We start from the raw sequence: 25215 nt of genomic DNA, 5'->3' as shown, positions 1-25215 counted from the left end.
TGCATTTTAAAATGCATTATTTTTAATAAAAGCAAATTAATAGTAGATGAAAAAAAGTATAACAATTAAATTTCTTAAAATTAAAAGCAAAAAACGTATTGCATTATTTTGCTTTTTCTTAAGTTTAAATGCTATTGTGAGCGCACAAGTAACTTTAGAAAAAGAGGTTAAAATTTCTGATTTTGGTTTGCATTTTAATGGGTCTAAAGTTGATAATGATGCCGCTAATACAGGCGTAGATGCTCCTTATGATTATGTTTTTGGAAACATTATTACACCACATGGAGATTGTATAAAAACCTATAAAGAATTTGTTTTTATGACTTGGTATAAAGGAGGTAAAGAAAATCGCCATGTAATGTTAACGCGTTATAATACGATTACAGGAACTTTAAAAACTATTGAATTTCCACATCAACACAGTGGTTTTCAAAATAATTGGTGGTTAGGAGAATCTCACAATACAATCGCTGTTGCCATAAGTCCGTTAGATGGCACAATCCATTTACTGTATGATATGCACGCTTATGGAAGAACAAAGCCGGCAAATGGTAGTTTAAGTAATGATTATTTTAGATATTCTTTTTCTGTTAAAAATGCTGCGTCCGCTTCTGATGAAGATTTTAGCCTGAATCAGTTTGTAAAAAACACTAATGATGGATACAAGCATTTAAGTTTAAATAGGGCAGAGAATTATGCTGCTTTTTCCGAATTAACATATCCGCAGTTTTTTCTAAACGACTCTGGAGACCTTTTTATGTACATGCGAGAAGGTGGTAATAATAATGGTGCATATAAGTTTTCTAAATATACTGCAAGTACTTCTTCTTGGTCAGGTTTTACACATTTTAATATTTTAAATGCTAAAAACAGAGGCGAAGATTACAATTGGGGTTTGTATGGAAATATGAAATATGTAAACGGTAAGATTAGAGTTGGTTTTCAACGCAGATCATCAAATAATAATGATAAATATGAATATCAAAACGGAATTTATTACGCCTATTCAGACAATCAAGACGGTACAGGTAGTTGGAATAATTACAGAGGAGACAGTTTTGCGTTGCCACTAGTTTTTGCTGATTTGGTAAAAGTATCAGAACCCGGAGATTTAGTTGCAACTACTGCAGCAAATCAAGTTTATATTGTTGGTGGTTTTGATTGGACAGTAACTGATAATGGAGATGTACATCTTATAAGTCAAGTAAAAGACAATGAAAATAATGAAACGAAGCAAGTACATACTTATAAAAAAGCAGGCAATCCAGATTTTATAACCACTACTGATTTTTCTGGTGCAGAATCGATTTATACCACAGGAAGTGATATTTATATTATTGGTTTAACTAATAATGGGCGCGTATTTGTTGAGAAAGCAGAAGGAGGAACCAATAATTTTACGAGAATTTATCAAGCAAATAGTGGTAAATATTTTAATCATGGCCAAGTGCATATTGCAGACGGAAAGTTGTATTATTATTTAATGGAGAAAAAAACTGGAGATGCACAACCTATCTATTTACAGGTTATTGATTTAGATATTGTACAACAACCCTTTAATGTCTCTCTGTCATCTCCATTTAATAATCAAACTTTTAATACTGGCGAAACTGTAGCGCTTTCTGCAAATGCTTCTACAGATACTGGTGTTATTTCTAAAGTAGATTTTAAAATTGATGGTTCATCATTTGAAGAAGACACTACTGCTCCATATTCAGTAAACTGGATACCAGTTACAGCAGGTCTATATATTATTCAAGCAGTTGCTTACAATGATAAAAACGAAAGTATTTCTTCTTCAGAAATAACAGTCACTATTCAAAATAAAGATTATACAGATTTAACAGGAGAAATATATAGGATAAAGAATCTAGAAACTGGCAGATATTTGGATTCTGAAGAAACAGCAGTTATTGCAAGCATTTCTGGTGTTGGCGCAGATAAAGAATGGGAGTTTGTAAAAGCTGGCGATTATTTTAATATCAATAGTACCACTAATAGAGGAATATTAAGAGCAGCAGGAAGCCCAGTTGGAGCAATAATAAACACAAGTTTTGCAGCACCAAGAGAAGATAGTGACAAACAATGGACTGTTATTTATGAAGGAGATGGAATCTATCGTTTTGAAATTAGAAATGCTGTAAGATATTTATACAATCAAACAGATAATACAATTATACACTCAGAAAACACAGATAACAGAAGTAAATGGCAAGTAGAATTAGCAAGTACGCCACTTAGTTTAGATGATGAAAAACTTGAATTAACATCCGTAAAAGTATATCCTAATCCTGCCAATAATAGGTTTACAATAGCATTAAATGGTTTTAATAAAGCAATTATTATTGTTACGGATACTTTAGGGAAAACTATTTATCGAACTGCTACTACCTTAGGAAAAATAAAAATAAATAATGATGGTAAGTTTAAACCAGGGGTTTATTTTATAAAAGTTATTGGAGATAATCAAAACACATATGTCAATAAATTAATTATGAGATAAATATTTTATATTCAAATTAAAAATACTGATAGTAATAATTAAAAACCTTCTATAATTTAGAAGGTTTTTAATTATATTTATTTGGTGCTAAAAATAAGACGTATCATGTTAAAAATAAAATGGTTGTTTGTAGCTTTATTTTCAATAGCCACTGCAATATCCGCACAAATTATAAACCCGCCAAAAGGGAGAATTGCCATTGTTGCTGATGGTAATTCTGCAGATCCAGACGATTTAGGCGGAACCGCAATATCTTTAGCTTTACTAAGATCTTCTGGTCTTGAAAAAAGATTGGTGCATTATTCTCATAGTTGTGATTTAATTCGGGGAGAGAAAATATAAGAAAAAGCAGAAAAAGAAAGACATGCTTTAATGCAAAGTGCTTGCGATGTAACAGCAAGGCGATGGGGTGGTTTTGATACACTTACTTTTTTTGATGCAAAATGGCAATTAGAACAAACCATTAAAGATTTAACAAAGGCAATAAATATTTCTTCGGATGAAAATCCACTTTGGATTATAGAAGCTGGTGAGCCAGATATTATTGGTTTTGCTTTAGACGCTTCCAAAAAAGAAAAACACAAATATGTTAAAGTAATAACGCATCATCCCGCAAATGATAATGCTGGGGATTTTTATAAATGGCAACAAATTTTAGATTTCGGAATTGAAGAAGTTAGAATTCCAGATCAGAATATAAACTTAAAAGTAAATTTTGAAGATTGGGATTGGGCAAAAAACCATAAAGACGAGCGTTTACAACAAGTTTGGATTCAAGGAAAAATCGCAGAAAATGACAATGTTGTTAAATTTCAAAAAGGCAAATGGGATTGTTCCGATGCAGGTATGGTTTTATATTGGATAACTGGAGCAAACGTCAAAAATGGTTTAAAAATGGGAACTGTTGCTGATGTTAAAAAGATATTGATGAGTTTTATCAATCAAAAAGAATAATTGGTAGATTTAATAAAGATGTAATGCTTATACTTTAAAGCGATTCTCTCTCAATAAAATTAAAAGGTACTTTTACTTTACCTTTTTGTTTATTTAAAATCATTTTTGCTGCTGTTTCGCCCATAATTTTGAAATCGGTAGACATTACAGTAATGCCTAATAAACTTTTTAAAGGAGTTTCATTGTATGAGATGATACCTATTTCTTTTCCTAAAATAAACTCATCTTCACGAATTTGTTTTACTAAATTTACCAAGTCAGATTCTTCAATAGTAATAAATAAATCGCCCTTTTTTAAAATCATATCAGGATAGATTTCATTCAAAATTTCAAAATCAAGTTTATACTCGACACAAAATTTTCTAAAACCTGTTAAAATCCTTCGTGGATAAGGGTACACAGATCTCTCTGGATAGATTAACATTATTTTTTTATACTTACTAATTTTATCAATACCTTGTTTTAAAGCATCGTAAATATCATTTTCAAAATCTTGATAAATTTCGGTAAGATTATCTTCTATACCTGGTTTTGCATTGTCTAAAATTATTAATTTTTCTTGCGGAATTTTATTAATTTCTTTTATTACCTTATCCGTAAAACTTACATGTTTTAAATCTTCTGTCTTAAAATGAGGCATAATTACATAATAATCGTAAGAAGATTTATATTTACTAATTAGGTTTAAAAACAAAGATTCATCACAATGATAAATATGCAAATCTGTATGAGAATTGGTGCCTATATTTTCTAAAAAAGAAGTATAAATTCTCATTTTATAAGTACTTAATTTATTAACAAGAAATAAAATATTTACTTTAGAAATTAACTCAGTTCTACTAATATAATATCCTTTACCTCTAATTGAAGTAATTATATTTCGTTTTTTAAGAATACCATATGCTTTTTCTACGGTATCTCTAGATAGATAAAACTCCTCACTAAACATATTTATAGAGGGTATTTTTTGATCCATTGTTAATTTACCAATAGAAATATTATGAATTATAGAGTCAACAATTTGTTGATATTTAGGAATTCTAGAATTTTCATCAATAGTTATAAATTTAAACATAAAACAGTTTTATAGGTGTTATTAAACCTTAAATGATTTTATCAAATATATCTTTTTCCCTGTATTTATCAGTCTTAAATAAGGTGTAATTTAGTACACAAATATATAAAATTGCCAAGAGAATATACAATAATCCATGAAATCAACAAAATCAAATGAATAAATTTGAAAGGAAAAGAGCATCCTGTTGTACCCTGTAATTTTAAAAAAAACAACTAAATAAAATAAGTTTTTAAAAAGGTTTTTGTAACATAATATTTTAATTTTCAACTTTTAAATGCACTTTAAGTAAAAACTATCTACACTACCTTTATCTGTGCAGTACAGTACAGGATAGAAATATTTTGATAGTACTTTATTTTAGCTAAAAATATTTAAGATTCCTTATGAAAACTAGTACAAAAAAATTTAAGCATGTAGATTATTTGTGGAACGAAGAAAAGGCAACTGCTTTTGGAGATGACCAAGTTTCATTATTCTTATATAGATCAAACATTTTAGGCGCAGATTTAAGAATCACTAATTATGGTGGTGGTAATACTAGCTGTAGAACGATAGAGAAAGACCCACTTACAAATGAAGAAGTAGAGGTAATGTGGATCAAAGGTTCTGGTGGTGATATAGGTACTTTAAATAGAAGCGGAATTGCAGGAATCTACACAAAAAGATTACGTGATTTAAAAAACGTTTATGGTGGTTTAGCCGATGAAGATAGAATGGTTGGTTTATTCAATCATTGTATTTATGATTTAGACAGCAAAGCACCTTCAATAGATACTCCTTTGCACGGTCTTTTACCATTTGCACACATAGATCATCTACATCCAGATGCATTAATTGCTGTAGCTGCTGCAAAAGACAGTGAAAAAGTAACCAAAGAAATTTGGGGCGATACAATGGGCTGGGTGCCTTGGCAAAGACCAGGTTTCGATTTAGGTTTGCAAATAGAAAAATGTTTAGAAGATAATCCCGGAATTAGAGGAATTGTATTAGGTTCTCATGGTTTATTTACTTGGGGAGACACTTCTTACGAATGTTACATAAATAGTTTAGAGGTTATTGAGACTGCTTCTGAGTATATTGAGCAAAAAATTAAGGAAAAAGGAAGTGTTTTTGGAGGTCAAAAAATTGAAAGCCTTCCTAAAGAAGATCGTTTAGAAAAAGCAGCTCAAATTATGCCTCTGTTAAGGGGCTTATGTTCTTCGGAAAATAGAATGATTGGTCATTTTTCTGATACAGATGTTGTTTTAGAATTCGTCAACAGCAATGATTTGGCAAGATTAGCGCCAATGGGTACTTCTTGTCCCGATCACTTTTTAAGAACTAAAATTCAGCCTTTAGTTTTAAAGTTAGATAAAAATGAAGACCTTTCTGATGCAAATGCAGTCTTTAAAAAATTAGAGCCTGCTTTTGAAAGTTACAGACAAGAATATGTAGATTATTATAATACCTGTAAAAAAGCAAATAGTCCTGCAGTTCGTGATGCAAATCCTGTAATAATCATCTATCCTGGAGTTGGAATGTTTAGTTTTGCTAAAAACAAACAAACAACTAGAGTTGCAAACGAGTTTTATATCAATGCAATTAACGTAATGCGCGGTGCAGAAGCAATAACTTCATACACTTCATTACCAAGACAAGAAGCTTTTGATATTGAATACTGGTTATTAGAAGAGGCTAAATTATCAAGAATGCCAAAAGAACAACCCTTGTCTCGAAAAGTTGCTTTTGTAACAGGTGCTGGAGGCGGAATCGGAAAAGCAATTGCAGATAAATTAGCAGCAGAAGGAGCAAATGTTGTTTTAACAGATATTAACGAGCAAAGCTTAATTGAAGCACACGCAACTTACAAAAGAGATGTTTCTACGTACGCAATTTGCGATGTAACAGATACAGAATCTATAGCTTCTGCTTATAAAAAAGCATGTGTAGAGTTTGGAGGAGTTGATATTATTGTGCACAGTGCTGGTTTAGCAATTTCTAAAGCTTTAGAAGATACTACAGATAAAGACTGGAATATTTTACAAAGTATTTTAGTAAAAGGTCAGTTTGATTTAGCAAAACAAGCAACTGCAATTATGCGCAAACAAGGTCTTGGTGGCGATTATATTGCAATAGCAAGTAAAAACGGATTAGTAGCGGGGCCAAATAATGTAGCTTACGGAACCGCAAAAGCTGCACAACAGCATATGGTTCGTTTGTTAGCTGCAGAATTGGGTAAAGATAAAATTAGAGTAAACACCGTAAATCCTGATGGCGTAATTATAGGTAGTAAAATATGGGAAGGTGCTTGGGCAGAGGGTAGAGCAAAAGCAAACGGAATTACCGTAGCCGAATTGCCTGCTTTTTATGCAAAAAGAAATTTATTAAATGAAATTATAACACCAAATGATATTGCAAACGGCGTATTTTCTTTAGTAGGAATACTCGATAAATCTACTGGAAATATAATCAATGTAGATGGCGGGATGGCCAATGCATTTGTAAGATAATTGTTATAAAGTAGAATTAATTTAAATGTTAAACTTCCATAGATGAAACCATTATTTATGGAAGTTTTTTAAATTGAGAGAATTCTCTAATTATTAAACCAAAAGAAGAAACGTAATGAAAATAAATAAAGAACATATTCAAAATACGAACAAGAGTATTCTTGAAGATCACAACGATAATTTTGATTTCTTAGCAAATAAACTCACTAAAAATGGTCATAAAGTTGAAGAAATTATATCAAAATTATCAGAATTTCAAGTAGCAATTCCTAGTTGGGCATTAGGAGCAGGTGGAACTCGTTTTGGGCGTTTTTCTTTTTACGGAGAACCATCAACTTTAGAACAAAAATTAGAAGATGTTGGAGTTTTACATGCGTTAACTCAAACTGCAGGAGCCGTTTCTTTGCACATCCCTTGGGATGTTCCTTCGGATTATGCTGCAATTAAGCAACAAGCAGATTCGTTACATATAAAGTTCGATTCTGTAAACTCTAATACTTTTCAAGATCAAAAAAGTGCATCAGAAAGCTATAAATATGGTTCTTTAAGCAATACAAATAAGGATGTTAGAGAACAGGCAATACAACACAATTTAGAAGTTATTAAAATTGGAGACAAACTAGGTTCTAAAAGTTTAACGGTTTGGTTGGCTGATGGTTCTTGTTTTCCTGGTCAAAATAACTTTCAAACTGCTTTTCAAAATACTCAAAACAGTCTAAAAGATATCTACAAAGGTTTGCCAGAAGATTGGAAAATGTTAATAGAATACAAACCGTATGAGCCAAATTTTTACAGCACAGTTATCCAAGATTGGGGTGCTTCATTAATGTTGGCTAATGGTTGTGGCGAAAAAGCGTTTACTTTAGTAGATTTAGGACATCATTTACCAAATAGTAATATTGAACAAATTGTATCAATTTTACAATTAAAAGGTAAACTTGGTGGTTTTCACTTTAATGATAGTAAATATGGCGATGACGATTTAACAGTTGGTAGTATCAAGCCCTATGCACTTTTCTTGATTTTTAATGAATTAGTATACGGTATGCAAAACAATCCCCAAAATCCAGATTTAGCGTGGATGATTGATGCGAGTCATAATGTAAAAGATCCTTTAGAAGATTTAATTCAATCTTTAGAAGCTATTCAAGAAGCATTTGCAAAAGCTTTATTAATTGATCAAGAAGAATTAAAAGCGGCGCAATTAGACAATGATGTTGTAAAATGTCAAGAAATTTTGCAAGGTGCTTACAGAACAGACGTGCGCCCTTTAATAGAAAGAGCTCGTTTAAATTCCGGTGGGGTTATTAGTCCAATAAACGCATACAGATCTTTAGATGTTAGAAATCAATTGATAAAAGAAAGAGGAAGAAATACAGTAGCAACCGGTTTATAATATTTAGAATGAAACAAAAAGTTACTGCAGTTTTTGATATCGGAAAAACCAATAAAAAATTTTTTTTATTTGATGAAGATTTTAAACAAGTTCATAAAGAATACATACATTTTGATGAAATTGTAGATGAAGACGGTTTTCCTACAGAAAATTTACCAGCATTGCAAAAATGGTTAAAAGAAGTTTTTAGCTTGATTTTAAAAGCCGAAAAATACGATATAGAGGCCATTAATTTTTCTACCTACGGAGCAAGTTTTGTTCATATTGACGAAAATGGCGATCCTTTAACACCTTTATACAATTATATTAAACCGATAGATCAGAAATTAATAGATGATTTCTTTGCAAAATATGGTCCAAAAGTAGCGTTTTTGAAGCAAACAGTATGCTCAGATTTAAGCATGTTAAATTCAGGAATTCAATTGTATTGGTTAAAATACAGAAAGCCAGAAATCTTTAAAAAAATTAAATACTCTTTACATCTTCCGCAATATTTAAGTTATGTTTTTACAGGCATTCCTTTAAGTGAATATACAAGTATTGGTTGCCATACAGCTTTGTGGAACTATGATAAAAAAGATTATCATGACTGGGTTTATGCAGAGAATTTGCATAAAATTTTGCCACCAATTGTTTCTACGGAAACTAGTATAAACATGAATTATAATGGCAAACGTATTAAAATAGGAGTAGGAATTCATGATAGTTCTGCCGCACTTTTACCGTATGTAAGAAGTGTCAAGAAAAAATTTGCATTAGTTTCTACAGGTACTTGGAGCATTGTTTTTAATCCGTTTGCAAAAAAACCAATTGCTGATAATACTGAGGATGGAAACACTATTAATTACATGCGTATTAATGGAAAACCCGTAAAAGCAACCCGTTTATTTTTAGGAAATGAATACAAAATTCAGGTTAAAAAATTAGACAAACATTTTGGGGTTTCAGACGATTTTCATAGAAATGTATCTTTTGATTATGAGGTGTTTTTCGAAATTATGAAAGACTTTCAACCTTGTTTTAAATGGGAAAGCATTACGGTGCCTAACATGCCTAAAAAAACAAAAATCACTTATAATAAGTTTGAGCATGCGTATCATCAATTAATGATAGAACTAGTAACATTACAACTAGAGAGTATTAAAAAATGTATTGGTACAGACGATGTAAAAAGATTATACATTGATGGTGGTTTTAGTAATAATGATTTATATATTAAATTATTATCACATTATTTTAGAGGGATGAAATTACGAACTACGGATGCCTCTTTAGGGTCTGCACTTGGCGCTGCAATTTCAATTTCTGATAAAAAATTAAATTCAAAATTCTTAAAAGAAAATTATTCACTTAAAAAACATGTTCCTTTTATTCTCAAATAAATTATGGCATTAAAAATAGACACACGATATCCATCAATAGACGATTTAAGAACAAGAGCACAGCAAAAAATTCCAAAATTTGCTTTTGAATATTTAGATGGCGGTTGCAATGAAGATGTGAATTTACGCAGAAACACATCAGAATTAAGAGAAGTACAATTAAAGCCTAATTATTTAAGAAATCACGGAGGCTCATCAACAAAAACAAAATTATTCGGCATAGAATACGATGCTCCCTTTGGCATTTCTCCAATTGGTCTGCAAGGATTAATTTGGCCAAATTCGCCAGAAATTTTAGCAAAAGCAGCTTTTGATCATAATATTCCGTTTATTTTAAGTACCGTAACAACCACAAGTATAGAAAGAGCTTCAGAGTTAACAGAAGGAAAATCTTGGTTTCAATTATATCATCCAACAGAAGATAGATTAAGAGACGATATTATTAGAAGGGCAGAAGCTGCACATTGCCCGGTTTTAGTTATTTTGTGCGATGTGCCAAGTTTTGGTTTCAGGCCAAGAGACATTAGAAATGGTTTGGCGATGCCGCCTAAAATGAATTTAAATAATATTTTGCAGGCTTTTGGAAGACCACATTGGAGCTTACAAACGTTAAAACACGGCATACCTGGTTTTGCAAATTTATTACCATACATGCCAAAAGGTCTAGATTTAAATCAATTGGGTAAATTTATGGATCAAACGTTTTCTGGTAGATTAAACGAAGATAAAATTAAGCCGATTCGTGATATGTGGAAAGGCAAATTGGTGTTAAAAGGAGTTGCTTCTCATTATGATGCAGAACAAGCTATACGCTTAGGCATAGATGGTATTATAGTTTCTAATCATGGTGGAAGACAGTTAGATGCAGGAGAATCATCTATTAAACCATTAAAATCTATTGCAGAAAAATATGGCGATCAAATAGAAGTAATGATGGATAGTGGAATTCGTTCCGGACCAGACGTTGCAAGGGCTTTGGCATCTGGCGCAAAATTTACTTTTATGGGACGTTCTTTTATGTACGGAGTTTCGGCACTCGGTAATAAAGGGGGAGATCATACAATTTCATTATTAAAAACAGAATTACAACAGGTAATGGAACAGATTTGTTGTGAACGAGTAGAAGATTTTCCAAATCACCTAATATAATCAACCAAACGAACACAAATATATGAGTCAAGTTAGCATAGAGTCAGATCAAATTGAAGAAATTGCTGGAGGAGAATTTGAAAGAGAACCAGTGCCAAAATCAAAATTAAAAGGTTGGAAAAGCTTTTTGGGTATGTATGCAGGCGAACATGCTGCAGGTACAGAGTTTATGATTGGCCCTCTGTTTTTAACGGCCGGTGTTAGTGCGTTCGATTTAATTATTGGGTTGTTATTAGGAAATCTTTTAGCGGTTTTAAGTTGGCGTTTTTTAACGGCAGAAATTGCTGTTAAAAATAGATTGACTTTATATTTTCAACTAGAAAAAATTTGTGGTAGAAAATTAGTGACGGGTTATAATTTAGCAAACGGAATTTTATTTTGCTTTTTAGCAGGTTCTATGATTACCGTTTCTGCAACGGCTGTTGGTATTCCTTTTGATATGCCAATGCCAAAATTATCAGATACGTTACCAAATGGATTTACGTGGGTTATTATAGTTGTTTTAATAGGCACTGTAATTTCTATTATTGCAGCACGTGGTTATGACACAGTTACAAAAGCTGCCAATTGGATGTCTCCAATTATTGTAGTTGCTTTTTTAGCCTGTGGTGTTGTAGCTCTAAATCAATTAGGAGTTGCTAGCTTTTCTGATTTTTGGAATATTTGGGGAGAAGGTTCAGAACCTTTTCCAGGACAATTAAAATTTACTTTTTGGCATGTTGTAATATGGTCTTGGTTTGCAAATGGCGCTATGCATATTGGTATGTCTGATTTATCAGTATTTAGATTTGCAAAAGAAGCAAAAGCAGGATGGACAACGGCTGCAGGAATGTATGTTGGCCATTATATGGCTTGGATTGCTGCCGCCTTATTGTATGCAGTATATTTAAAATCACCCGAAGCATTAGCCTTTTTAAATAATGGAGAAGCACCACCTGTTGCTCCTGGACCTTTGGCACACAATGCTATTGGTGTTTTTGGAATCATCGCTGTAGTTTTAGCTGGATGGACCACTGCAAACCCAACAATTTATAGAGCAGGTTTAGCTTTTCAAGCAATTTTACCAAAATTATCTACAGCAAAGGTTACTATTCTAGCAGGTGCTTTGGCAACGGTTGCAGGCTTATTTCCTGCATTTGCAATGAAACTTTTAGGTTTCGTGGCCCTTTACGGATTTATCTTAGCACCTTTTGGAGCCGTTATTGTTTTTGAACATTTCTTTGCAGAAAAACTTGGGATAAAGAAAAACTATGCGGAATTTGCTAACTTATCTTTTAATAAAGCTGTTTTTTGGGCTTGGGCAATTAGTTTTGGTGTATTTTACTATATATCTATACAGTTTGATGTTTTCTTGTCTTTTGTAACACTACCAGCTTGGTTATTATGTGGTATTTTGTTTTTGGTATTTAGTAAACGTCTTCAAAGAATATAGTTCTTAAAAGCCTTTTGAGCATACTTTTAAAACATAAAAAAACCTCAACAAGTAAATGTTGAGGTTTTCTCTTTAGTACACGGAACGAAACTACTTTCGAACCAAGTATACTTAGATTTTAAAAAATTATATGATTTAAAGCCAGTTTTAGAAGAAGCTGGTTTATACTATTTAATGAATAATAATGTTCAAAATCAGATACAGATTTGAAACCTATTTATTCATCCATACCTATCTCCCTTTGCAAATATGCTCTATTAAATGGTAAAGTCAACCATTTAAAACTCTATGTGTATTTTAAACAAATTTCAAGTGGTCACGTGAAATATGAAACCACTGGGGTATCAGCATGGTCTTCTGACATAGAAATGTCAGAAAAATGGACAAGAGGTGCTGTAAAATGGTTAATAAAAAAACGATGGATTACTGTCAACACAAAGAAAAAATATTATAGAATAATTAGCTACAAACAATTATGCAAAAAATTAAAATTAGAGCCTCTTGCGGCAGTATTATTTGAGAATGATGATTATACAGATTTCAAACAGTTTCTTTCGGCTACGCTAATTACAGATTGTCTAAAAATTAAAAAGTTAATGAATAGAAAAAACCAATCGGTGTCAAGGATGGCTGATACCAATATGAATTGGCATTTTTATTCTAAAGACTTTCATCCTTTAGCGATAAGTTATATAGCAAAGCGTTTGGGAATATGCAATTCTAGAGCTAATAAAATAAAGAAATGGGCAATTGAATCTAAAATGGTTTTTGTTAAGAAAAACATTCCATTCCTAATTAATAGTCAGGGGAAAAAAATAGGTATTGAGCACCTACAAGCAATTAAATTGTCTAGTCCTTTGATAGCTGGAAGATTGAGAACAAATGGGAAATATATAAAAATAGTAGAATCAGACTTATTACAATCATTTATAATAACAAGGAAAAAACACTATAAACATTAGGAAAAAAAGTAAAAGGTAGCTATGGCTACATACAGCAGTAGAACGATTTATTTATTCCAATATATAAAAAACAGTAAATATGAATGATATAACAGAGATAATAACTTCTAACTTTTCAGAGTTAGATAAACTATTAGAGAATTATTACATTCCTATAAGTATTGTAGGGAAAGTATATGGCAATTACAGTAGTAAAGACAAAGTAGAGCGAATAAGAGGATTAAATACTTTTAGAAACTTTTACAATGAAAAGGCAGGAGACTACAAATCCTGCTACTTACTTTACCAAAATAATCTAGAGAGAATTGGACTTGAAAGAATAACCTCAACCTTCAATAACTTATGCAAAACTCATAGTAAGACTAAAATAGCCTTATGTGGTCATGGTAAGGAGCAAGAGTTTTGCTACAGACATATTTTAAAGAATTTTTTAGCTGAAAATAATATTAATGTAGTTAATAATGAAAAAGTTGATATGAGCCTCCAGAAAAAACTCTGGAAATACGATGAATACAAAACAAGAGGACACTTTAATCTTGATGATGAAATTATTGGAAGAAAACTACAAGGGAGTAAATGGATAGTTGCTAAAACTATGCCTAAAAACCCGCATAGTTACACTTTACGCAAGGACATGGGAGATGACAATCTTTTTCTAAAAATAGCTTCACATATAAGATATTTTGGTAAAATTGAAATTTTTGAAGGTGTAGCTTACAGAGTTTTTTACCATAATGGATATAAGTACTGGGATCATCCTTGTGATTTACTAAACAATAACGTTGACTTAATAAATCGAGCAATTGTTAATTAGTGAAAATCCTACAAAATCCGACACAATAAAAAAGAGAAATCTTACAAATTCTGACACAATAAAAAAGAGTAAACCTTAAAAATAAGCAGTATTCGAAATTTGAAGATTTTATAATTTAGTTAAAGTATAATTTAAATTTAAATCTTAAATTGTGAAAAAAAAATTAATGGAGGCAGTAGAATTAAATAGTAGCAAAAAATCGATTCAAGAAAAGAAAGGACAAACTACAAGAGAAAAAGTAAGAAATACACTTACAGAAGAATTATTTTTTGGAATTTGTGCTCCTATTGGCTCTCTTAAACCTACTGTAATTAATTCTCTAGAGAAAATAATGAAGGAAAAGTTTAACTATGAAGTTGAAATTATTAAATTAAGTGGTAAAATAGAGGATTTTAAGTTAAATGAATATAAACAGATACCAACTAAAACCCCAGCCTTTTCAAAATTGGTTTATAAAATAGAAGAAGGTAATGAAATCAGAAAAAAATATAATAACAATTCTATTCTTGTTGAATTAGCAATAAAAGATATCCTATATTCTCGTACGCAAGGTTTAGGTGAAGAGGAGGCTTTAAATCATGAAAATATTAAGAGTAGAAGAAAGTGTTATATTTTTGACTCAATAAAAAATAAAGAAGAATTATTGCTTTTAAGGAGAATTTACACAAAAAATTTCTATTTATTTAGTATTTTTTCCCCTGTTAACGAAAGAGAAAATAATTTATCTAAAAAAGATTTAGCTCCCTCAGAAATTGCTGAAATTGTTGGTAAAGATGAGTTTGAAAACAATGATTTTGGACAGAATGTTAGAGGTACGTTTACAGATGGAGATTTTATTTTAAGGGTCTCAAAAAACAATAAAATAAATATTGATACGAGAATTGAGAGATTTTTGCATCTAATTTTTGAAAGTGATATTATAACTCCTACAAATGAAGAAAAAGCTATGTATTCGGCAAAATCAGCAGCTGGTAATTCGGCTTGTTTATCAAGGCAAGTAGGTGCCTCAATTATAAGTGAAAGTGGAGAATTAATTTCTAATGGATGGAATGATGTACCAAAATTTGGAGGGAATTTATATAATGAAAGTGATACGAATGATGATAGATGTAAAAATAATGGCTACTGTAGTAATGATTCTCATAAAGATAAATTAGTTGAAAGTTTATTAGAATCTTTGAAAAATGATAATAGTACAAAAGGCGTTTTTTTAGATAATGAAGGGTTTCACGATATAACTCTTTACGATAATGTTAAAAAAAATCTAAAAAAGTCAAACATAAAAAACTTGATTGAATTTTCTCGAAGTGTTCATGCAGAAATGCATGCTATAATTTCTGGAAGTCAATTATCTGGTTCAAAAATGATAAATGGTAAACTTTTTTGTACTACTTATCCTTGTCATAATTGTGCAAGGCACATTATAGTTGCAGGAATTAAAGAAGTTTACTATATTGAACCATATATAAAAAGTTTGTGCTTAACTTTACATAGTGATGCTATTACCGAAGATGAAAATTGTTTAGATAAAGTAAGAATATTAGTTTTTGATGGTGTTGCACCAAGAAATTATTTAACTTTTTTCACTAAATTTGCATCAAGAAAAGAAAATGGAAAAATAGTGAAGGTAGATTTTAAAACAATCAAACCTAAAACAGCTAAATCAATACAATCATTACCAACATTAGAGCAGCAAGCAATTCATTCATTAAAAGAATGTGGTTTATTACAAGATTAGATGAAAAATAAAAATACAGATACCCAATTATCTTTAACTTTTCCTAAAGTTACTTATCAAAATAAAAATGTGTTCAGTCAAAAAACGTGTGATGTCATCAAATTATATGGAGATAATAATTCTAATAAAAATAAATCTAATTATATAAATTTAGTATTAAAAAGAACAAAATCTTTTTAAGAATTAAACCTCTCTATTAAAAACCGCAATCAGTGTATTTTTTAATCAGAATAAAAGTAGATAATTAAAAAAGCACAGTAAACATAAATGTCTTCTGTGCTTTAATTAAAGATTATACCCAATCTACAATTCCTCTTTTAAGCCAAAAATGACTTTTACAATTTTTTGTTCTCCAGATGGAAGGAGATACAGAAACTATATTATTTTCAAAGTTAACACTCCAACATGGTCTCACATCATCAATAAGATTCAAAGTAAGTTTTTGTTTACATCCACAAGGGCAAATCATTAAAGCATACCAATAATCGTTATTTTTTTCATCTCCCTCAATGTAAAAAACATTATTTTTAGGACTAAAAGGTAGTTCTTTTACGATTTTATATATGTATTTAGGTTTTTGCTTTCTAGATTTACCAAATACAAAACTTTTTAACCAGTTAAATGTTTTTTTCAGTAACATAAAGATTGAAATTAGATTCAATATTTCCTATACCAATATTTTGGTAATGCATTTTTTCTTTAGTTTCTGATACACTGTAAGAATTAATATCCCAATCAGTCAAGTTAACTACCGTCTTTGAGTACTTATTGTTATCTTGAAACCTGTATGGATGTATTCTGCCAAGCATATCATTTACAGCTAAAGAAGAACAAAGGGTATTCACGCTAATAACTGCTGGACTATCTACCACAGCATTGTTAAAATATACTTGTCTATTTTCGTGTTCTTCTGGTGAAATTCTTTTAAGACTTTCTTCCGCAAGTTGATTTGATGTATAGACACCTCTTTCTAGTAAAGTTTCTGAACCAGCATAAACATAGTGAATGTTTCCTACTATTGAATTTACTCCACCTTTTCCATCAGCCATCAATTTTACCCCAATGTCAGTTAGTGGAATAAGATAATTGGTAGATATTAAGTTTAAATAATGTCTACCTTCTAAAGAGTCCATGCAACCAAAAACGAAATCACAACTAGCTAAATCGTCTACTACTTGCCTTGATTCTTGTAATAGATAAGGATAACTAGTAATTCTTGTTCCAATATCTACACTTTGAATATGATCTTTTATCACGTCAACTTTTAACCTTTTATTTGTTGCATCAGATTTTTTTGATGAAATTATCCTGTTTAAATTTTCAACCCCAACATGATCTGAATCTACAAGAACTAAATGACCTACTCCCAAACGATATAGCTGTTCAATTAATGGACTACCAGTACCAGAACAACCAATAACCCCAACTTTCATCGAGTTAAGTTGATTTATAGTTTTTTCTCCAAAGGTCTGTGCATTTCTTATAAATGAATTTGCAATTTGGAATTGAGAATTATAGCTGTAAGATTTAACAGTTTCTCCTACAACGGTTATCTTATCCACCGATTTGAAATTCAAATTAGGAGTAATGATTCTACCTTTCATTGAGCCATTAGGATACATTACTACACTAGCGTGTGGTTTATTTTCATTTATCCAGCTATAGATTGTATCAAAAACAGAAGTATCAGAATTGTCATCTAGTTTTGAAAATTCAGAATCTTGGACAAAATGTGAATGAAACTTAACAATACCTAAATTTTTCTCTGCTGCTTCTTCTAAAAAAGGTTCTAAATCTATAGTCTTCCAAGATACTCTATCTTCCTCCCTAATACATCTATCATAACTTATTGGAAGTATTTTATGTACTAACAAAAATTCTTTTCCTTGAAATGAATGTCGTCCACATAATGCAAAAGCAATCGCTTCCAAACCATCTCCACAGTGAAGATGGTTTTTCAGCTCATGATGCATTTTTTCTGAAATTTTAATATGCATATCGAAAAAATTAACGTTTATCAAATTCAGCTTTTAGACAATTCATCATCAAATCCAAATGTGACTCTATATCATCAATTTCTGAATTCCATTTATTAGATGGTTTCCTATGTCTAGACCATTGTTGATAGACTTTTCCTTCAATGTTACGCGGAGTCAAAGCACCTATTGGTTTTTTATCTGTTCTCATTAAAGCAGGATAAAAATAAATCATATCCAACTGTGCAGTTGGGTATTGAGGATGAATTAAGATAGCTATATCAGCTTTTTTTTCATTATAGCCATTTGGCAATAAAAAATCCCTGATTATTATCCAGTTTAAATTTCTCTCATTGACTATATTGACTTCATTAGGCAACTTTGATAAGAAGTCTTTATCTGATTGTGTAATCAGATTTAAATCTGTTTTCAGAAAACCTTCTGTACAATCAATTTCCTCATAAACGAATCTTTCTACTCCACATTCCGTTAGGTCAATAATTTGATCCTTTTCTATGATTTGCTTACCGTTTTTAGTAAACATCCTTAAACGGTGCGTTTTTGGGTCTTTGCTTGCAAGTTGAAGAATTTCCTCTCTAGAGAGTTTTTCTTTCACAGTAGAATACTTTTCTCTATTGATTTTTAATAGATACTTGTAACTAATCACTGGCTTTACACCTTTACAAAAACAATCTTCTAAATCAATTTCGAGTTGTTGGTATGGAAGAATTATAAATCTTTCAATACCACATTCTGTCAAATCAACTTCGGTAATTGGACCAATATCAATTTTTCCGTTTTTAGTAACCATTTTAATAAAATGTGTATCGGAACTCGTTCCTTCAATTTTATGTAAATCATTACCCGTTATTGTTTGTGTTTTGTTTGAATATTTATTTTCATTTAAGTAAATAATGTATTCGTATGCTATCGTTGGTTTTATACCTCTGCAATAGCAATCCTTTAAATCTGTCTGTTTATTTTGTGACATATTCTTGGTTTTTTATGTTTATAAAATTTATTACATCACTCATTACGTAGAAACTTCTCAATGAGTTAGAGTGTGAAATTCAGTTGCTTTTAGCAATAAGTTCACTATAAGTATTAAAAAACTATACCGAGAATTGTTTGATTTGTTTTAAAAATTATTATGAAAATCAGATAGAAAAAAAGATTTGTGCAGTAAAAGAAGAGTTTGTACCTTTGTAGCTCGACACATACAAAGTTTTTCTTTGGGTCTCGTAACCCATTGAATGCTTTTTTACAACTTAAATCAGATAGTTTCTATCTGATTTTTTTATTTTATATCAGATAAAATTTCTGTTTTAGAAATATTAATTACAAAGATAATGCTTTTTTCTAATTATAAGCAAATATATTAAAAAAATAAATATTGTTTATATTATAAACATTTTGTATTATATTTTTATGTATATTTACAGAGTAGATACAACTATGAGCGACATTAGTAATAATTTATATTTATCTATTGGACATAAGATTAAAGAAATGCGTAAATCCAGAGGTCTTGGACAAGAAGAACTGGCTAATATGATTTCTTTAAGCAGGTCTTCCATTTCTAATATCGAGTCTGGCAAGCACCAACCGTCAGTATTCGTTATCTATGAAATTGCATTGGCGTTAGATTGTGAATTGAACAATCTTCTTCCTTCTATTAAAACATACAGGGCTAATAATAGTTCAATAGGAGGTAAATATTTTGAGCTTATCAACTCAAAATACAATGGTATGAGTACTAAAAGTTTAAATTTTCTTAAAGAAATACTTCACGATGATGAATAACAATCAGATAGAAAAAATTACATCTGAAATTCTTATCAATCTTAATTTCCTAAAAGTTCCAGTTAATGTTGAGAAAATTTCTTCTCTTCTTAATGTTGAAATTGTTAGACAAAATTTACAAGATGATATTTCAGGTTTTTTAGTTAGAAAAAATAATAAAGATGTTATTGGGCTAAATCAGAGTCAACATGATGTTAGGCAAAGATTTACCATTGCTCATGAATTAGGTCACTTTATTTTACATAAAGACCAACCTTTATTCGTCGACTACTATAGGGGTTCTAAGTTATTTAGAAGTAATCAGAGAGGTTCAAATTATATAGTGGAGAAGCAAGCTAATTTTTTTGCAGCCTCTTTATTGATGCCAAAAAAACTAATAAACTCTGAATTGAAAAAACTTTCAGAGGATATGGACTATGATTCAAAGGTTGACGTTCTAAGCACAAAATTTAAAGTTAGTTTTCAAGCAATGGATTTTAGGTTAAAGTATTTAGGGAATTATGATTATGGTTTTTAATTTTTAAAGTTAATCGTTAAAACTCACAAACGTCCCTTTAAGAAACGTTACATATTTTTTTAAGTACATTTAACAAAAAAATATATGGCAAAAAGTTTAAGAACTAAACCTACAACAATAAAAAAAGCAAATCAATTTGTAGAAGAATTTCATAGGCATCATAGACCAACAACTAGAAACTCTGGTAAATGGGCTATTTCTGCTATTGATATAAAAAGTAATAAAGTCGTTGGTGTTGCAATTGTTGGTAATCCAGTGTCAGCAACTTTAATGGATGGATACACATTAGAAATTACAAGATTGTGTATTGCGGAAAATTCTCCAAAAGGTACAGCCAGTTTTTTAATTTCTAATTGCAGTAAAATATGGAAGTTAATGGGAGGCAATAAGATGATTACTTACACTCTTTGTTCGGAGTCTGGTGCGTCAATGAAAGGTGCTGGATGGGAGAAAGTAGCAGAGGTAAAGCCCCACAATAACTGGAAGAACAAATCTAAGATGGATGGTTTATCGAGAGATTTATTAGAAATCTATAAGATAAAAAAATTTAGATGGGAGTCTGTGTTAAATTAACTAAATATGAGTAAGTATTTATGCGCTTTTAGTTCTAATTATAGGCAGTTGTATATTGGGGACATATATAAGGTTCTTTCTATGCCTAAAGGTTTTACAGTACATTTTAGATACAAAAAAAAATATGTAAGCAATGATATTTTAGAAAATCAAAAAAAATATATAGGCAAAGAGTTGTTAATTTTCTTTACTGATATTAATAGAGAGACTAACAAGGTTAAGGGTAATTATGCGATTAGATCCTCTACTTTGAAATTGATAGAAACAACAGAAGAGACAGAATTAGTTCACATTTATTTTCAATTAGGTAATTTTGTTGACGCAACAATTAGTGAAACAAATTCTACTAATGAATTACCTTCTGTAAAATATTTAAATGAATTGGATTGTGTGATTAGTAAGCCTAATGAATCATGGATCAATAAAATATCATTAATAAAAAGTTTTTTTTCAGATTTTTCTTTTTTCCATCTTAAAAGTTTAAAATCAATAGATGGAAAGGTAGTAGATGTTAAGTCTAGTGCGAATAAAAAAAGTAGTCACTACAAAATTTCACAAGGAAGGAAATATCTTTTGGATATATCTTTAGCAAATCCAAATGAGAAAAAATGTCAAATTGCAATAGAATCGTCTTCAACTGATGTGTCGTTTAATACAACTAATCCAATATCTATAAATGCTCATTTTGATGACCAAACCGTGCCAATGTATGCTAAATCTCTAAATGTATCTTCTGAATCTTCTTTTATGTCTTTTTTTCCAGTAGTTGATAAGGAAAGTGAGTTTAAAGATTTAAGTGTTACAGAATATGCATGTAATATTGAATTGGAAAAAAGTATTGGCTGGTGGAAGGCTATTAAATTTGGAATTGCAACAGTTTTAGCTGTCTTATCTATTTGGATGATTAAAGATAATTCTAAATATTTGAATGAATTTAGTACAGATTTACCTTTGGAGTGGAGGCTGATAGTTCCTTGCGTTATATTAATTTTAATGTCTTCTTATTTATTTTTGAGATTTAATAAAAAATAACCATTAATTCAATTTTAATATACTTTTTAGATTATGTTAATATAGTACACAATTAAGAGTCTTTTCCTTTGCTTATTACCAAGTATTTTTGTAAATTTATTAGATAAGTCGCTTATAAATAGAGTCTTGTCTAATAAATTTATTTTGATGAGAAAATACATAAGCTACTATAGGGTTAGCACTTTAAAGCAAGGAATTACACAATTAGGTTTAAAAGCGCAAAGAACGTCTGTAAAGGCTTTTTTAAGCGAGAAAGATAAGTTAGTTGCAGAATATGAGGAAACAGAGAGCGGAAAGAAAAATAATCGCTTAGAACTACTAAAAGCAATTGAACATTGTAAGACCACAAACTCAATTCTACTAATAGCTAAGTTAGATCGACTTTCTAGAAATGTACAATTTATTTATACTTTACGAGATAGCAATGTTTCCTTTGTTTGTTGTGACATGCCAGATGCAAATTCAGTTACTATAGGGATTTTAGCAGTATTAGCACAAGAGGAACGTGAGAGAACAAGTTTGAGAACAAAAAAGGCTTTAGATGAGCTAAGGAAAAAAGGTGTAAAATTAGGCTCTCCTAAAAATTTAACTCCAGAAGCTAGAAGAAAGGGGACGCTTAAAATTATTGAGAACGCTAAAGAGAACCCAAATAACAAAAAAGCTACATCTTTGATAGTACTTTTAAGAAAAGAAAAATTGAGTTTTCGAAAAATTGCAACAAAATTAAATTTAGACGGATTTAAAACTAGAAGAGGTAAAGATTTTTCTGCTTCACAAGTTTTAATTTTATACGATAGGTACATAAATAAAAAAGAAATTAATATTTATTAATTTTGTATCAAACAAAAATTTATTTTTACACAAAACAAAATTTTAAAAATGAAAAAATAGAGTAATTTTTACATAAAATATATTAGAGTTAGCTATTTATTCTCGTAGTTGGAAACTGGTAATTTATAACGGTACAGAAATAAATAAGACTAATGCTCACGTTTGGCGTGGGCTGTTCTTATTTGTGCCGTGGGTATACCAGTACCTCAACTACTTTAAGTTACAGTACCCACGCTTTTTTAATTTTCAATAATCACTTCTTGGGTCTGGAGGTGCAAAACATTCAGTTCTATGAAAATTATTAAGTACATTTTATCCATTTTCTTTCTTTTAGGAGGATTTGGATTTTTAGCAAAATCTCAAATTCTATCTGGAATTTGTTTAGTTATTTTAGGGATTATTCTCTTCCCAATGTTTACAGATAAGTTAAAAGAAAGTATCAATCTCTGGAGTAAAAAAGGATTTCGTTATGGTTCATATATTTTGCTTTTTATTTTGGCTTTATTTTTAAGTAAGGAGATAGAAGGAATTTCTCCTTCAAAGACTAAAGAAAGTGCAGAAGTTAGTAATTATAAACCCTATTTAGCTAAGGTTAATAAGAATGTAAACCTACTAACAGATGACAGGAAAGAATCACGCCAAAATATTATTGATAAGTTAGAGGAAACGAATACATATAAAATTTTGGTTAAAAACAAAGAAGTTTCTGCTGACTATATTCCGCTTATTACAGCAATCAATAATGGTTTACGACATATTTATAAAGAAAACAACGAAGAGTTATTTGCCATAGACCAAACACTTGATGATAGTGTTAAAAACTCTACTTTAGGTGCAGATAAACTTAGCTTTGTTATTAAAGCTATTGTGCTATCAACCCCCAATAAAGGAGGTTATACTAAAGAATTAGTTGAAGTATTCGAACAATATAGAAAGAAGTTTAATTTATATGGTTTACCAAGTGTAAGCTATTCAATGAATGAAAATAGTAAGACAAACATTGACGCTCCATACAATATGACGTCTATATTTTATCATATCGAGCCTAACAATAATAATCTAAATGCGATTTATGAAGCAAATAGCAAAGGAGCAGGAAGATGGTTTGACTATAGCAAAGGGCAAGATTACGTGTATGAACATTTAGCCACTAAAAAAGGTTACTTATCACATGCTAAAAGAGTAAATCCAAACAGTCCATACATTTTAAAAGTTGATTATGAGGTATCAGCAAAAAAACTTTTTAGGGATTATCAAGACAATGAAATTGCGGCAGATGAAATTTATAAGGGCAAGAAGTTAGCAGTTACTGGACTTATAGATGATATTGGCAATGATGTTCTCGACGATAGCTATATTAATCTTAAAACTGGATATATTATGGGTAGCGTTCAATGCTATTTAGACAAAAAGATAGTTGCTAAACTAAAAAAAGGACAAAAAGTTGTTGTTATAGGAAGATGTAATGGACTATTTGGAAATGTTGGTTTAAAAGATTGTAGCCTATTTGAATAAAAAAGTACCTATCAATAGGTACTTTTTCAGAAAGTTCCTATCCATAGTATACTTTTTCAAAAAGTCCCTATGGATAGTATATTATTTTGTCTTCTAAGTAAATAATAAAGTAAAATAAAAATAATTTTGTTACGTAAGATGTAAAATTTTATATTTGCATAAATATTTTATACTATGAATCAAGAACTTTATACAGATAAATTTTCACAAGAGTTAACTAAAAGAGCAATTGAAGAGACTCTTGGATTTGCAAATGATACTTTTTTACAATTTGTAAACTCAAAGCTAATTAATTATGTTTTAATTAAACATAAAACAGGTTTAAGAGCTGATGTAAAACCTAGAGTAATGAATAATTGGATTACTTCTGGAGCTGTAATTATTTCTAACGAGGACAAAGGAAAAATTAACAGATTTAATATAGCTGAGAATATATGGTTGGACATTTTTATTGATTTAAAAAGCTATGGACTATCTCTAGAAAAACTTAAATATATTAGGGAGCAATTAAATATTGGTGTAAAGAATTTTACATATTTAAAACTTAATATACTTCTATCTGTATTTGGTGCAGAAAACTATATGGAGGTATTTTCGAATGGAAAAATTAGCTTTATCAATAAAGAATTGTCGGATTCCTTAACAAGAAAAAAAGGTGCAAAAATAAGTATGAGTTTAAACTTCACAACTTATGTAAAGGAGGGTTTTAATAACTTCTTTAATAGTAAAGAATTTGATGTTTTGTTAGACTATAATGATTCTAAAAAACTAAAACTATTATTTTGTTTGAAGACAAATTTTTATAAGAAACTTTCTATAAAATTATCCGATGGAGATGTAAGACTTATTTCAGACACTAATGAACTATTATCAAATCAAAACTTGTTAGAGAAAATTTTGAAAATGGAGTTTGAATCTATTAGAGTTGATATAGATGATGATGTTTATGATATAATTAAATAATTTGGTTTATGAGTTCAGCGAATAAATCAATAAAAAGAATTATAGAGCCAGAAGAAGAATTAACTCTGGCAGAAATAAAAGAGTTAAAAACTTTTTTAAGGATGCATG

22 protein-coding genes are annotated in these 25215 nt (G+C 30.1%); 18 read left to right on the top strand and 4 right to left on the bottom strand.

What is annotated here, in order from left to right; genetic code table 11:
• Window positions 1–46 precede the first annotated feature (46 nt).
• From BTO16_RS11735 to BTO16_RS11730, 3 genes are all read left to right on the top strand, one after another.
• On the top strand, window positions 47–2503 hold the full coding sequence (locus BTO16_RS11735) for a BNR-4 repeat-containing protein (RefSeq protein ID WP_105021872.1): 2457 nt from the start codon (window positions 47–49) through the stop codon (window positions 2501–2503).
• A gap of 105 nt (window positions 2504–2608) precedes the next feature.
• Entirely contained in the window at window positions 2609–2845 is a 237-nt protein-coding gene (locus tag BTO16_RS17740) for a hypothetical protein (RefSeq protein ID WP_211298231.1), read from the top strand.
• A 30-nt stretch (window positions 2846–2875) separates the two neighbouring features.
• Window positions 2876–3457 (top strand): hypothetical protein, encoded by a 582-nt coding sequence (locus tag BTO16_RS11730; protein WP_211298230.1) that lies wholly within the window; start codon window positions 2876–2878, stop codon window positions 3455–3457.
• A gap of 34 nt (window positions 3458–3491) precedes the next feature.
• On the opposite strand, the gene BTO16_RS11725 is transcribed toward BTO16_RS11730, so the two are convergent.
• Complete coding sequence (locus BTO16_RS11725) at window positions 3492–4532, bottom strand: GntR family transcriptional regulator (protein ID WP_105021871.1); 1041 nt, start codon at window positions 4530–4532, stop codon at window positions 3492–3494.
• A 386-nt stretch (window positions 4533–4918) separates the two neighbouring features.
• Between BTO16_RS11725 and BTO16_RS11720 the strand changes: the two genes are divergently transcribed.
• The 8 genes from BTO16_RS11720 to BTO16_RS11685 all read left to right on the top strand — a co-directional run bounded on the left by BTO16_RS11720 (window position 4919) and on the right by BTO16_RS11685 (window position 15897).
• Window positions 4919–7024 (top strand): bifunctional aldolase/short-chain dehydrogenase, encoded by a 2106-nt coding sequence (locus BTO16_RS11720; RefSeq protein ID WP_105021870.1) that lies wholly within the window; start codon window positions 4919–4921, stop codon window positions 7022–7024.
• 115 nt (window positions 7025–7139) lie between these two features.
• The gene (locus BTO16_RS11715) at window positions 7140–8420 is read left to right on the top strand and encodes a sugar isomerase (protein WP_105021869.1); all 1281 of its coding nucleotides are present in this window, start codon (window positions 7140–7142) and stop codon (window positions 8418–8420) included.
• 8 nt (window positions 8421–8428) lie between these two features.
• On the top strand, window positions 8429–9802 hold the full coding sequence (locus tag BTO16_RS11710; protein ID WP_105021868.1) for an FGGY-family carbohydrate kinase: 1374 nt from the start codon (window positions 8429–8431) through the stop codon (window positions 9800–9802).
• Window positions 9803–9805: 3 nt separating this feature from the next.
• Window positions 9806–10951 (top strand): alpha-hydroxy acid oxidase, encoded by a 1146-nt coding sequence (locus tag BTO16_RS11705; RefSeq protein WP_105021867.1) that lies wholly within the window; start codon window positions 9806–9808, stop codon window positions 10949–10951.
• Window positions 10952–10973: 22 nt separating this feature from the next.
• A complete protein-coding gene (locus tag BTO16_RS11700) occupies window positions 10974–12383 on the top strand; it encodes a purine-cytosine permease family protein (RefSeq protein WP_105021866.1) in 1410 nt (469 codons plus the stop codon).
• Between the two features lie 206 nt (window positions 12384–12589).
• Window positions 12590–13345, top strand: a complete 756-nt coding sequence (locus BTO16_RS11695) for a hypothetical protein (protein WP_146105398.1) — start codon at window positions 12590–12592, stop codon at window positions 13343–13345.
• A 79-nt stretch (window positions 13346–13424) separates the two neighbouring features.
• The gene (locus tag BTO16_RS11690) at window positions 13425–14159 is read left to right on the top strand and encodes a hypothetical protein (protein WP_105021864.1); all 735 of its coding nucleotides are present in this window, start codon (window positions 13425–13427) and stop codon (window positions 14157–14159) included.
• A 151-nt stretch (window positions 14160–14310) separates the two neighbouring features.
• Window positions 14311–15897, top strand: a complete 1587-nt coding sequence (locus BTO16_RS11685) for an anti-phage dCTP deaminase (RefSeq protein WP_146105397.1) — start codon at window positions 14311–14313, stop codon at window positions 15895–15897.
• 292 nt (window positions 15898–16189) lie between these two features.
• Here BTO16_RS11685 and BTO16_RS11675 read toward each other — a convergent pair whose 3' ends face one another.
• From BTO16_RS11675 to BTO16_RS11665, 3 genes are read right to left on the bottom strand one after another with little or no spacing between them, the layout of a single operon-like run.
• Complete coding sequence (locus BTO16_RS11675; protein ID WP_105021861.1) at window positions 16190–16537, bottom strand: DUF6527 family protein; 348 nt, start codon at window positions 16535–16537, stop codon at window positions 16190–16192.
• Window positions 16515–17918, bottom strand: a complete 1404-nt coding sequence (locus tag BTO16_RS11670) for a ThiF family adenylyltransferase (RefSeq protein ID WP_105021860.1) — start codon at window positions 17916–17918, stop codon at window positions 16515–16517. Before BTO16_RS11670 ends, BTO16_RS11675 begins: the two co-directional genes overlap by 23 nt.
• Window positions 17905–18864, bottom strand: a complete 960-nt coding sequence (locus BTO16_RS11665) for an E2/UBC family protein (RefSeq protein ID WP_105021859.1) — start codon at window positions 18862–18864, stop codon at window positions 17905–17907. Before BTO16_RS11665 ends, BTO16_RS11670 begins: the two co-directional genes overlap by 14 nt.
• Window positions 18865–19301: 437 nt before the next feature.
• On the opposite strand from BTO16_RS11665, the gene BTO16_RS11660 reads away from it, so the two are divergent.
• From BTO16_RS11660 to BTO16_RS11630, 7 genes are all read left to right on the top strand, one after another.
• Entirely contained in the window at window positions 19302–19676 is a 375-nt protein-coding gene (locus BTO16_RS11660; protein WP_105021858.1) for a helix-turn-helix domain-containing protein, read from the top strand.
• Window positions 19666–20193, top strand: coding sequence for an ImmA/IrrE family metallo-endopeptidase (locus BTO16_RS11655; protein WP_105021857.1), 528 nt, complete (start codon window positions 19666–19668; stop codon window positions 20191–20193). The genes BTO16_RS11660 and BTO16_RS11655 overlap by 11 nt, the downstream gene beginning before the upstream one ends.
• Before the next feature lie 84 nt (window positions 20194–20277).
• Window positions 20278–20766: an XF1762 family protein gene (locus tag BTO16_RS11650; RefSeq protein WP_105021856.1), complete on the top strand. Its 489-nt coding sequence runs from the start codon at window positions 20278–20280 to the stop codon at window positions 20764–20766.
• A 6-nt stretch (window positions 20767–20772) separates the two neighbouring features.
• Window positions 20773–21798, top strand: a complete 1026-nt coding sequence (locus tag BTO16_RS11645) for a hypothetical protein (RefSeq protein WP_146105396.1) — start codon at window positions 20773–20775, stop codon at window positions 21796–21798.
• A gap of 147 nt (window positions 21799–21945) precedes the next feature.
• Window positions 21946–22629 carry a recombinase family protein gene (locus tag BTO16_RS11640; RefSeq protein ID WP_105022894.1) on the top strand — a complete coding sequence of 228 codons (684 nt, stop codon included), beginning with the start codon at window positions 21946–21948 and terminating at the stop codon, window positions 22627–22629.
• Window positions 22630–22920: 291 nt separating this feature from the next.
• The gene (locus tag BTO16_RS11635; RefSeq protein ID WP_105021854.1) at window positions 22921–24144 is read left to right on the top strand and encodes an OB-fold protein; all 1224 of its coding nucleotides are present in this window, start codon (window positions 22921–22923) and stop codon (window positions 24142–24144) included.
• Between the two features lie 174 nt (window positions 24145–24318).
• On the top strand, window positions 24319–25107 hold the full coding sequence (locus tag BTO16_RS11630) for a hypothetical protein (RefSeq protein ID WP_105021853.1): 789 nt from the start codon (window positions 24319–24321) through the stop codon (window positions 25105–25107).
• Window positions 25108–25215 lie beyond the last annotated feature (108 nt).

The organism is Polaribacter glomeratus, assembly GCF_002954665.1.
Classification (GTDB): Bacteria; Bacteroidota; Bacteroidia; order Flavobacteriales; family Flavobacteriaceae; genus Polaribacter; species Polaribacter glomeratus.
This window is presented reverse-complemented; position numbering and strand designations above follow the sequence as displayed.

What these genes read in the sequence shown, in the direction of transcription:
- BTO16_RS11650 (WP_105021856.1), top strand. Translation starts at nt 20,278, where the DNA reads ATGGCAAAAAGTTTAAGAACTAAACCTACAACAATAAAAAAAGCAAAT.
- BTO16_RS11640 (WP_105022894.1), top strand. Translation starts at nt 21,946, where the DNA reads ATGAGAAAATACATAAGCTACTATAGGGTTAGCACTTTAAAGCAAGGA.
- BTO16_RS11730 (WP_211298230.1), top strand. Translation starts at nt 2,876, where the DNA reads ATGCAAAGTGCTTGCGATGTAACAGCAAGGCGATGGGGTGGTTTTGAT.
- BTO16_RS11675 (WP_105021861.1), bottom strand. Translation starts at nt 16,537, where the DNA reads ATGTTACTGAAAAAAACATTTAACTGGTTAAAAAGTTTTGTATTTGGT.
- BTO16_RS11635 (WP_105021854.1), top strand. Translation starts at nt 22,921, where the DNA reads ATGAAAATTATTAAGTACATTTTATCCATTTTCTTTCTTTTAGGAGGA.
- BTO16_RS11645 (WP_146105396.1), top strand. Translation starts at nt 20,773, where the DNA reads ATGAGTAAGTATTTATGCGCTTTTAGTTCTAATTATAGGCAGTTGTAT.
- BTO16_RS11690 (WP_105021864.1), top strand. Translation starts at nt 13,425, where the DNA reads ATGAATGATATAACAGAGATAATAACTTCTAACTTTTCAGAGTTAGAT.
- BTO16_RS11715 (WP_105021869.1), top strand. Translation starts at nt 7,140, where the DNA reads ATGAAAATAAATAAAGAACATATTCAAAATACGAACAAGAGTATTCTT.
- BTO16_RS11655 (WP_105021857.1), top strand. Translation starts at nt 19,666, where the DNA reads ATGATGAATAACAATCAGATAGAAAAAATTACATCTGAAATTCTTATC.
- BTO16_RS11720 (WP_105021870.1), top strand. Translation starts at nt 4,919, where the DNA reads ATGAAAACTAGTACAAAAAAATTTAAGCATGTAGATTATTTGTGGAAC.
- BTO16_RS11735 (WP_105021872.1), top strand. Translation starts at nt 47, where the DNA reads ATGAAAAAAAGTATAACAATTAAATTTCTTAAAATTAAAAGCAAAAAA.
- BTO16_RS11725 (WP_105021871.1), bottom strand. Translation starts at nt 4,532, where the DNA reads ATGTTTAAATTTATAACTATTGATGAAAATTCTAGAATTCCTAAATAT.
- BTO16_RS11660 (WP_105021858.1), top strand. Translation starts at nt 19,302, where the DNA reads ATGTATATTTACAGAGTAGATACAACTATGAGCGACATTAGTAATAAT.
- BTO16_RS11700 (WP_105021866.1), top strand. Translation starts at nt 10,974, where the DNA reads ATGAGTCAAGTTAGCATAGAGTCAGATCAAATTGAAGAAATTGCTGGA.
- BTO16_RS11705 (WP_105021867.1), top strand. Translation starts at nt 9,806, where the DNA reads ATGGCATTAAAAATAGACACACGATATCCATCAATAGACGATTTAAGA.
- BTO16_RS17740 (WP_211298231.1), top strand. Translation starts at nt 2,609, where the DNA reads ATGTTAAAAATAAAATGGTTGTTTGTAGCTTTATTTTCAATAGCCACT.
- BTO16_RS11710 (WP_105021868.1), top strand. Translation starts at nt 8,429, where the DNA reads ATGAAACAAAAAGTTACTGCAGTTTTTGATATCGGAAAAACCAATAAA.
- BTO16_RS11665 (WP_105021859.1), bottom strand. Translation starts at nt 18,864, where the DNA reads ATGTCACAAAATAAACAGACAGATTTAAAGGATTGCTATTGCAGAGGT.
- BTO16_RS11630 (WP_105021853.1), top strand. Translation starts at nt 24,319, where the DNA reads ATGAATCAAGAACTTTATACAGATAAATTTTCACAAGAGTTAACTAAA.